Source organism: Paenibacillus glacialis (assembly GCF_001637205.1).
Taxonomy (GTDB): domain Bacteria; phylum Bacillota; class Bacilli; order Paenibacillales; family Paenibacillaceae; genus Paenibacillus_AQ; species Paenibacillus_AQ glacialis.
Genome location: NZ_LVJH01000066.1, coordinates 1 through 7,765 on the forward strand (window position 1 = coordinate 1; position 7,765 = coordinate 7,765).

Below are 7,765 nucleotides of genomic sequence, written 5' to 3' on the forward strand. Positions count from 1 at the left end.
CCTGTGGACCTGTCGCACCAGGTTCTCCTTCTCCATAAGGGCCTGTTGGGCCCGTTGCTCCCATTGGACCTGCAATACCCTGTGGACCTGTCGCACCAGGTTCTCCTTCTCCATATGGTCCTGTCGGTCCTGTTGGCCCTACTGGACCTGTCGATCCATGACCATATGATCCTAGAGCATATGAAATAGAGATCTGAATGAGCCTAATTTCTTCAACCATTTCATCTTTACAAGCACGATCTATACATAATACAAGGACAAAAGCTAACAATTCCGCCAACAAGTGTTGCAGATTTGTTCCAACACTTATAACTGAAAATGGGGTTACCTCAGTTGAGACTATGGTCAATTCCAATATAGATAGAAGCTCCGTTGGATCCGATTCATCAAAATTTGATTTGTTCAAGAACACCCTAAGTTGTTGCAACACTTTTTGCAGTTTAGCAGTATGCGAAGTAGTCGGATTCGTCAGCGCAGGAGGTACTGCCTTACCCAGCTTAACTATAATGTGTAACAAAGCTTTTGCATCTGAATCACCATGACATGGTTCACATTCCTTCATATGACTGTATCTCCTCCTTCATCTTTTTATGAATTGTCTAGAAGATTGAGTGATGCCAAATTCTTCAATAGTAACAACATATTCCGAGGAGGAGTATTTGGTGCACAAAAAAACTTAATATTTTGTCGGTAATATAATTATTTCAAAAAACATACAGTCAATATATGTTTATATTCGGAGGGATTGTATGATAGCGATAAGTCTCTGTCTCATTGTTAAAAATGAAGAACAAACCCTTGATCGATGTTTATCTTCAGTGGCTGATATCGTTGACGAAATCATCATTGTGGACACGGGTTCGACAGATCTCACCAAGACGATTGCAAGGAAATACACGGAAAAACTGTATGATTTCAAATGGATTCATGATTTTGCTGCTGCACGTAATTATGCGTTCAGTCAAGCAACGAAGGACTATATTCTATGGTTAGATGCAGATGATGTCGTAAAAGAGGACGATGCCATTCGTTTTAGAGTTTTAAAGCAAACTCTGGACCCTTCTGTGGACTCCGTTACCATGGAATATCGTCTGGGCTTCGACGCTTATGGTAATGTATCATCCAGTGTTAGACGTAATCGACTTGTTAAACGGAGTAACCAATTCCGTTGGATTGGTGCAGTTCATGAATACCTCGAAGTAGGTGGAAATATCATCAATAGTGATGTTGCAGTAACTCATAGTAGTATTCATCATGACAGTGATAGAAACCTTAATATTTATGAGCATCGATTCTCAATTGGTGAACAATTCTCTCCACGCGATCTTTATTATTTTGCCAACGAGTTGTTAGATCATCATATGTACGAACGGGCGATTACGTTCTACGAGAAATTCCTTAATACCCAAGAAGGCTGGATCGAGGATAATATTTCATCATGCGGGAAACTGGCCGATTGCTACCATGGTCTAAATAATAAAGAGAAAGAATTAGAATCAGCCTTAAGATCCTTTCAGTATGATTCTCCTCGCGCTGAATTTTGTTGCAGGATAGGGTATCATTTCCTACACAATGGCCAAATTAATAATGCTATCTTTTGGTATGAAACTGCCACTAAACTTGAACGAATAACCACAAATTTAGGGTTCCACAATGTTCCTTGCTCGACTTGGCTTCCTCACTTACAGCTGTGTGTTTGCTACGATCGAATTGGCAATTACAAGCTTGCTTACGAACATAACGAAGAAGCTCGGAAATATCGCAGTGACGACCCCAGTATACTCCAGAATAAAACTTATTTGGAATCCATTCTTGACAAAGAAGGGGAACCTCTTCCTGGTGAACCACTATGAATCATCCGAAGAAACGCGTATTAGTCGGCAGTCCTATTCACCAAAAACCTGCCATTTTACAGGAATTCCTTTCCTCCCTTCTTCATTTGAAACAACAACATATTGAACTGAACTTTTATTTCATCGACGATAATATAGATCAGGATTCAAGCCATATTCTTCAACAATTCTCCCAACAATCCGAGCACGTACTCCTTCAATCATCTGGACTTTCAGACGACTATATTCGTGATGATACAACTCATCTTTGGAACACCAATCTCATCTGGAAAGTAGCCAACTTCAAGAACATGATGATTCATCATGCCGCCAAATTACAGTATGATTACTTATTTCTCATCGATTCCGACCTTATTCTCCACCCGGATACGATTGAGCATTTAGTTGCGACTGATAAAGATATTATTTCAGAAATATTCTGGACTCAGTGGCAGCCCAACGCCATATTCCAACCTCAAGTATGGATGCGCAACGAATATGACCAATGGGAACAACATCTAGGTGAGCGACTACCTGATCAAGAAATTGTGATCCGATTCGACCAATTTATATCGAAGATGAAGAAGCCTGGATTATATGAAGTGGGCGGCTTAGGAGCCTGTACTTTAATTAGTCAACATGCGATTCAAGCAGGCGTCAATTTCAATGTCATTCATAATATTTCCTTCTGGGGTGAAGATCGCCACTTCTGTATCCGTGCCGTAGCATTAGGTATCCCATTATTTGTGGACACACATTACCCTGCACTCCATCTATATCGAGACTCGGATCTGGATAAAGTATCTTCTTTCAAGAAAGAATGCGGAATCCTTCTTATTGAGGAGGAACTTTCCTCAGTAGAGAACCACAATCGTCCCCATGTAGAGGTCATTCATGAAAACCCGAAATTGACGCTAACGATGGTTGTGAAGAATGAAAGTAGTCGCTTTCTCAGACAAGTACTTGAGGAACACCGTAAATACATTGATGAGGCCGTTATTATTGATGATGGCAGTAGTGATGGAACAATCGATCTATGTTATGAAGTTCTTGAAGGTATTTCCGTACGCATGATTCACAACGATGTCTCTAAGTTCTCAAATGAGATTGATTTGCGTAAACAACAGTGGGAAGAAGTAATAAAAAGTAACCCGGATTGGATTCTTAATCTGGATGCTGACGAAATATTCGAACCCAGATTTGCTAAAGAAGTCCGTCCATTGCTTCGAGAAGCCGATGTAGACCTATTCTGCTTTCGTCTCTTCGATCTATGGAACCAAGATCATTACAGGGAAGATCTATATTGGAAGGCACACTTTAATTACCGCCCCTTTCTCGTTCGATATAAAAAAGACTTTGTATTTCAATGGAAAGAAACCGCCCAGCATTGTGGAAGGCTTCCAGAAAATATATTCGCGTTACCGCACTCCTTATCTGACCTACGGTTGAAGCATCTAGGTTGGTCGCGACCCGAATACCGTCTTGAGAAGTATTTAAGATATCATGCGCTAGATCCTAATGGCGAATTCGGCTGGAAAGAGCAATACGCCTCCATTCTAGACGAACAGCCAAATTTAATACCGTGGGTAGAATAAGAGAATGAACCATACTCTGAATGGAAAGGAGTCCCTAATGAAAATCATTCATACGATGCCTTTAATGATTCGTAGTGAACCTTTGAATACAGAGGATATAACTATGGCATCAGCATGCTTTGAGAGCTTGGCCTTAACTGATAATGCGCTCGTCATTATCTATAATCAAGGCGGACTGGACAATGCACAGTTGAACCATCTATGCTCTTCCTTCAAACTTTCTACCGTCATACTTGGTGAGGGAGAGAATGTTGGAATTGCTCGCGCAAGACAGTGTTGTTTCGAGTATATTTGGAAGCATCATATCCATACAGAATACATATCTGAAATTCATGTAGATATGGTGTTCCCTCCGAACTGGCACTCACCTCTAATAGAATATTTAGATATCACTGATGAGCCTATGATTTCTCCAGGAATTATTACAATCAACGGGGAATTGCAACCCCTCGGACAATATACGAACATCCCTTCAACATATCGCGAATTGATTACGCACTTGGAGGGCTTAAGCTTAGATGAAGTTCATCCAGGATTTGTACATCCCGTGATACACAGAGCGAGCTCTTTACGATCTGTCGGGGGGTATGACACGCAGTTTTTACGTGGTAAACAAGGTTATGAGGATGATAGCCTGCTCCTTGGTTACGTCTACTACATGGGAACTAAGAAGCAATGGCGTCCAAAGTGCTATTTGAAATCATGGGTATACCATGCCACCATGGCCCAGCGTATGTCTCTTCCCGACAAACATATTGATTTTGCTTTAAATGAAAAGGGGCTCTTCCAACAATATGGTGCTTACGGATTAAGGAAATTATCCGAGATTCATTCAAATTCCGATGGATTTGAGACGATAATTGATAGATATATTCATGGGGAGGACTAACATGGTCGATCAACAAAAAGCAGTGTGGGATAAACTATGGTCACATAAGGTCTCATATCGCTGGGATTCACTCAGTCAAATCATTTATGATACGATTCACAAATGGGTCAATCCCATACAAAATCTAAGTATTTTAGAAGCTGGATCTGGAACCGGTAAAATTTCATTACGGCTCGCCTCGGAGGGTGCTCAGGTAACACTTGTTGATTACTCGGAGAAAGCACTGGAGAATAGTCGAGAGGCATTCGGACAGGAAAGTTGCCAAGGAACATTTATTTTGTCGGACATACGTAAAATACAAGCACCAAATGATAAATATGACCTCACTTGGAACGCAGGAGTATTAGAGCATTTTACATTTAATGAGAAAGTAGATATCTTAAATGAAATGGCGAGGATCACGAAACCAGGGGGCATTATTCTTATCTTAACACCCTATTCAAAATGTCTACCCTATCGAGTGGGGAAAGCTTTTGCCGAGAAACAGGGTGTCTGGATGTATGGTGTAGAAGATCCAGTAACAACACTTGCGGATGAATTTGAAGAGAGTGGAATACCTTTACTTAGTGAAACAGATATTGGTTTTGTGAACAGCTTAGATTTCCTTGACTTTATTCCCCAATCGGACATCATCAAACAATCCATTATTCAATGGTATCAGGAGCTTTCAGATGAGGAGAAAAACTTATTTCCAGGTTACCTTCTCGTCAGCGTAGGTAAAAAGGAAGGCTAACTAGGACCTTATTTTCGATTCGTGTCCATCATCCGTAACAAACCAAATATAGTGTGCGCTAGGGGTACTCCTACCCATTGCTGCACGCTATTTTTATAGTTATTACGCTATCTTAATTTCGAAATAGTTGTCATTAAACTTCCCACCAATTAAAATTCAGAACAGATGTCATCGTCAAGCCAACCGCAGAACTTGAAGAAGTAACCACCGCCGAAATAGAGCTCCCTGGTGGAACAATAATACTTCCTATAAACTGTTGCACGAAAGTACCTGGGGCTAGTTGAAAAGAAGCTACAATTGTGCCTCCCGTTATCGCTCCTGTAGAAGATTGTGTTGTCGAAGTGCTCGTTGTAACATTCCCGAAGTTATTATTAGCAGGCGTTAATGTAGCTGGACTTGTTAATGTTCCCCCTTTTACCATACTCATGGTTCCTGTTAATGAAGAAAGTAAAGATGAACCCCCAATACTTCCATTGATCTGGGATAAGTACACGGTTCTACCACTCCCAATTGGATTAGATAATAGAAGAGAAATAGTCGCTGAGGTAAGACCCGATACCACCAAGGCCGAAGCGGAGCCAAATATTGAAAAAAGTCTTCCAGATCTACTCGCATCATTTTCGGGTGGTGCAATAATACCGGGGTTCTGATACGTGTTGGTCATTTGAACATTTACAGGTTTGGTTATCGTATCAAATACATAATAGTTCGGCATTTCAACGTTCTCCTTTTCTCTGAATTAGTATTCCCACCAATAAATGCTGGCTGTTGCAGCAGTAGAACTACCTGTATGTGAGCATGTTACTGTCAATGCATTGTTAGGAGGGACGATGATTCTGCCCGTATAATTAATAACAAATGGACCTGCAGCTAATAACATGGATTCAACAGTAGCTGGACTTCCCGTAACGGCTGCTGTTGCACTCTGTGCTGTCATCACGCTTACCGCTGCACTTCCAAAGTTTAAATTCACCTTCGTTACAGCGGATCCACTAACCGTCCCGTTCTTTAGAATCGTTAAGACAATTGCTGCCGCTGCTGAACTTCCTGAAACACGAGAGATGTACATATTCTTGCCACTGCCTAATGGATTGGTTACTTGAAGCACTAACGGGGATGGTGCTGTAACGTTAGATGAAAAGTTTACAGAAAATAACATACCAGCCTTGGAAGCAGATCCTTCCGGAGTAGAATCTATCCCTGGAGCGATATAAGTATTTACCTGCTGCGTATATAAAGGATTATCTATCTGATTAAATATAGAATAGTTCGCCATATCTCTGCCCCTTTCTTTATATTGATTAATCTTATATTGCAATCTCCATCACTATATGTAGAGTTATCGTACAAGTTGTTAGGAGAGTGCGTATTTTATTCACTTCTTATGCCGCATTAAGAAAGCAATATAAATGACTAATTATAGTACGTGTCCAATCATGAATTAGCTCCCCTCATATATTGTATAAGTACTATAAACGAACTTAACAAATTATATCTTGCCTGCGTGTGGCCGCAGCGAATCCGTAGCCCTTGTAACCATGAATGATGGCCCCGCCGATGGCACGGGCCTTTTATTCATGGTTTCATTTCGGTTGCAGAGCGTACTGTATTTCATCACAACATCACAACAAAATGGATTTACTTTTAGGAGGTGAATGAACATCTGTGATAAGCAAATCCACATCAAGACAAGAAAAATCAAAAGATGTAAACTCAATCAATGTAAACCGAGAAAATGTAAATCCAAAAATAATAAAATCAAAAAGTGCAATTTCAATAAGAAAAAAAAGACATGCCCTTCCGTTAAAAAAACATGTTACGTCAAACAAATTAATAACTACAAAATCATCAAACATGTACGCATTGTCCAACCGGTCAGAGTCGTTGCAAAGGATTTAGATATAAGAAACTTAAACCCTACAAGAGATAAAGTAGAAATATTCGGTTCCAATGGTCAAGAACTGTTACCCATACGTACCGATTCCAAGGGACGACTTGAGGTTGTATCCAGCCCTACTACCAATACCATTTTTAAAGAAACACAATTCTTGAACGTTAACGTATCACATACCACTACATCTCTTCCTCCACAAGACTCTAGCATCCAATCCATGATGTCTTACGCGGTTGTAAACCGTGGAGAAGAACCTGTAATCGTTAGAGTAGAGATTAGCCCCAATGCCATTGATTACGCCAAAGACATACAAGAAACCATTCCTCCTCAAACTATGCGCGTATTCGTTCCTAACCGATTTCTTAAATGGACACGTGTCTCTCTAGCTACCGAAACATCAAAGAGTCTCACCATAATCGATTGTTATTGCCAATCCCAATCTGCTGGAAGCGAAGAATATACTTTATAATGAAAGGAAGAGATGTCTTGCCAAACTTTAGCGCTTTTCAATCAGATCCAGATAATCTACGAACTCTTATTTTTGGTCGAGATGCAACATCTGTTGAACGAGCTATAGCCACAGATTCTAGCGGTAATATTTCAACCAACATCCTCAACGGGACCATTACTAGTGTAATGGGAGCTACCATTACTGCCGGTACTCTCTCTTCCGCAGGTACGGTTACCAACATTTTGAACGGGACCATCACCAGTGTAATGGGTGCTACTATCACCGCAGGTACTTTGTCTTCTGCTGGTACGATTACCAACATCTTGAACGGGACTATCGATAGCGTATTAGGTGCTACCATTACTGCTGGT

8 protein-coding genes and 1 pseudogene are annotated in these 7,765 nt (G+C 40.6%); 6 read left to right on the forward strand and 3 right to left on the reverse strand.

Features of this window, described 5'->3' with window-relative positions:
* Nucleotides 1-562: collagen-like repeat preface domain-containing protein (locus PGLA_RS22670; protein WP_161487986.1), on the reverse strand; the 562-nt coding region annotated here is incomplete at its 3' end.
* Between the two features lie 187 nt (nucleotides 563-749).
* Here PGLA_RS22670 and PGLA_RS22675 point away from each other — a divergent pair.
* From PGLA_RS22675 to PGLA_RS22690, 4 genes are read left to right on the forward strand one after another with little or no spacing between them, the layout of a single operon-like run.
* Nucleotides 750-1,853 (forward strand): tetratricopeptide repeat-containing glycosyltransferase family 2 protein, encoded by a 1,104-nt coding sequence (locus tag PGLA_RS22675; protein ID WP_068537410.1) that lies wholly within the window; start codon nucleotides 750-752, stop codon nucleotides 1,851-1,853.
* The gene (locus PGLA_RS22680) at nucleotides 1,850-3,427 is read left to right on the forward strand and encodes a glycosyltransferase (RefSeq protein WP_068537412.1); all 1,578 of its coding nucleotides are present in this window, start codon (nucleotides 1,850-1,852) and stop codon (nucleotides 3,425-3,427) included. Before PGLA_RS22675 ends, PGLA_RS22680 begins: the two co-directional genes overlap by 4 nt.
* 37 nt (nucleotides 3,428-3,464) lie before the next feature.
* The gene (locus PGLA_RS22685; RefSeq protein ID WP_068537413.1) at nucleotides 3,465-4,316 is read left to right on the forward strand and encodes a glycosyltransferase family protein; all 852 of its coding nucleotides are present in this window, start codon (nucleotides 3,465-3,467) and stop codon (nucleotides 4,314-4,316) included.
* Nucleotide 4,317: 1 nt separating this feature from the next.
* Nucleotides 4,318-5,049, forward strand: coding sequence for a class I SAM-dependent methyltransferase (locus tag PGLA_RS22690; RefSeq protein ID WP_068537416.1), 732 nt, complete (start codon nucleotides 4,318-4,320; stop codon nucleotides 5,047-5,049).
* A 133-nt stretch (nucleotides 5,050-5,182) separates the two neighbouring features.
* Here PGLA_RS22690 and PGLA_RS22695 read toward each other — a convergent pair whose 3' ends face one another.
* Nucleotides 5,183-5,764, reverse strand: a complete 582-nt coding sequence (locus PGLA_RS22695) for a hypothetical protein (protein ID WP_068537418.1) — start codon at nucleotides 5,762-5,764, stop codon at nucleotides 5,183-5,185.
* A 24-nt stretch (nucleotides 5,765-5,788) separates the two neighbouring features.
* On the reverse strand, nucleotides 5,789-6,325 hold the full coding sequence (locus PGLA_RS22700) for a hypothetical protein (RefSeq protein WP_068537419.1): 537 nt from the start codon (nucleotides 6,323-6,325) through the stop codon (nucleotides 5,789-5,791).
* Nucleotides 6,326-6,704: 379 nt separating this feature from the next.
* Between PGLA_RS22700 and PGLA_RS22705 the strand changes: the two genes are divergently transcribed.
* Both PGLA_RS22705 and PGLA_RS22710 read left to right on the forward strand, forming a co-directional pair.
* Nucleotides 6,705-7,412, forward strand: coding sequence for a DUF6385 domain-containing protein (locus tag PGLA_RS22705; RefSeq protein WP_068537421.1), 708 nt, complete (start codon nucleotides 6,705-6,707; stop codon nucleotides 7,410-7,412).
* Between the two features lie 17 nt (nucleotides 7,413-7,429).
* Nucleotides 7,430-7,765: pseudogene (locus PGLA_RS22710) on the forward strand (DUF6385 domain-containing protein); the annotation flags it as partial.

Bases quoted from the DNA above. Each gene is read 5' to 3' on its own strand.
- PGLA_RS22680 (WP_068537412.1), top strand. From the start codon at position 1,850: ATGAATCATCCGAAGAAACGCGTATTAGTCGGCAGTCCTATTCACCAA.
- PGLA_RS22705 (WP_068537421.1), top strand. From the start codon at position 6,705: ATGAACATCTGTGATAAGCAAATCCACATCAAGACAAGAAAAATCAAA.
- PGLA_RS22695 (WP_068537418.1), bottom strand. From the start codon at position 5,764: ATGCCGAACTATTATGTATTTGATACGATAACCAAACCTGTAAATGTT.
- PGLA_RS22690 (WP_068537416.1), top strand. From the start codon at position 4,318: ATGGTCGATCAACAAAAAGCAGTGTGGGATAAACTATGGTCACATAAG.
- PGLA_RS22700 (WP_068537419.1), bottom strand. From the start codon at position 6,325: ATGGCGAACTATTCTATATTTAATCAGATAGATAATCCTTTATATACG.
- PGLA_RS22675 (WP_068537410.1), top strand. From the start codon at position 750: ATGATAGCGATAAGTCTCTGTCTCATTGTTAAAAATGAAGAACAAACC.
- PGLA_RS22685 (WP_068537413.1), top strand. From the start codon at position 3,465: ATGAAAATCATTCATACGATGCCTTTAATGATTCGTAGTGAACCTTTG.